This window comes from Photobacterium sanguinicancri (assembly GCF_002265265.1).
Taxonomy (GTDB): domain Bacteria; phylum Pseudomonadota; class Gammaproteobacteria; order Enterobacterales; family Vibrionaceae; genus Photobacterium; species Photobacterium sanguinicancri.
The window spans coordinates 1-1355 of the sequence record NZ_NOIF01000364.1 but is presented as its reverse complement, the minus strand read 5'-3'; the positions used below and the strand labels follow the sequence as shown (position 1 = coordinate 1355).

At 36.2% G+C, this 1355-nt stretch carries 1 protein-coding gene; it reads right to left on the bottom strand.

Features of this window, described 5'->3' with window-relative positions:
• Positions 1 to 109: 109 nt before the first annotated feature.
• Positions 110 to 1294: an EAL domain-containing protein gene (locus ASV53_RS24045; protein ID WP_094958995.1), complete on the bottom strand. Its 1185-nt coding sequence runs from the start codon at positions 1292 to 1294 to the stop codon at positions 110 to 112.
• Positions 1295 to 1355 lie beyond the last annotated feature (61 nt).

The following is a 1355-nucleotide window of genomic DNA, read 5'->3' as shown; positions in this document are numbered from 1 at the left end:
ATGTATTTCCTTTAGCATTCACATTTTACAGTGAATTTTATAAGTATATTAACTAACGTAATGCAGTTAGTTTTAACGCTGTCTGAAAGTGAAGATTATTGGTATCTTCTTATTTTTCTTTGGTTCTAGGGCTTAACGTTGACGTTAGTCTGACAGGTTTAGACAGCAAGAATCCTTGTATGAAAACGTTCGGGTCTTCAGGCACTAATGCCAACTGCTGAGCTGTTTCGACACCTTCAATCACTAAGCCGGCATTGATGCTCTCTGAAAGTTTGAGTATAAATTGCAAGGTTTCGTAAGCGACAGCATCTTGTTCGCACATTCCAATTATTGTTTTATCAATTTTAATAAAATCAAAGTGCTTTTCAGTTAACAACTGAAGATTTGAGTAACCACAACCAAAATCATCAATGGCGAATCGAAATCCGATTTTTTTCAAGTTGAGAATATTATCTTTCACATGCTTTTTTGACAGCATTTCACTATATTCAACCACTTCAAAAATGATTTTTGACCTTAATTCTGGATATATCTCCGTTGCGATCATGACATCATCAAAAAAATCGACCATCATGAGATCGGAATTACTGACATTGATACTGATATTTGGCAGTGTATCTTCACTGGATACGGCATAATCAATAACCTTGTTCAAAATCATCATGGTTAATGAATAATGCAAATGTGGCTTTGTCGCGACCAAAGGCATAAATTCACCAGGGCCACCATATTCAGTACGCTTCCATCTTAATAAAATCTCCCAGATATTAACTTTAGAAGTATCTGTACTGTGGAATATCGGCTGATAGCAAAGTTCAAACTTAGCTCCCCCCTGTCGAATATCTTGACTTAAATCTTGGATAATCTGACGTTTACGCAGACTACATTTATAGTCACTATGGCTATACACATATAAACCATCGACAGACTTCAAGGATTTATTGACACAGAAGGCCATTGTTTTGAAAAGATAACTTTTACCTTTAGCAATATCTTTTTCATAAAATGGCATACTTGCAACAGAGTAATCAAATGGAAGAGGATTCCCCCCTACGATGAGTTCATGTGGCAGAGTTCGCTGCACTCTTTGCTGTTGTTCAATAATCTGTTCTTTCGTCCATGGCGAATTCTTCACAAAAACAACGACAATATATCTATCTTCAAATAAGCCAATAATACTGGGTAAAAGTGCATCATTTAAACGGTTATGGAGCTGAGTTTTTATTTCTCGACTAGTCTTTGAGTCGAAAAAACGATAATAATCGGAAGAGCGTCCAACACAGATCACATGCATTATATGATGAGCACTGTCATTGGCTTCATACTGTCAAATAAACACATATCCTAGCCCACGA

Bases quoted from the DNA above. Each gene is read 5' to 3' on its own strand.
- ASV53_RS24045 (WP_094958995.1), bottom strand. From the start codon at position 1,294: ATGCATGTGATCTGTGTTGGACGCTCTTCCGATTATTATCGTTTTTTC.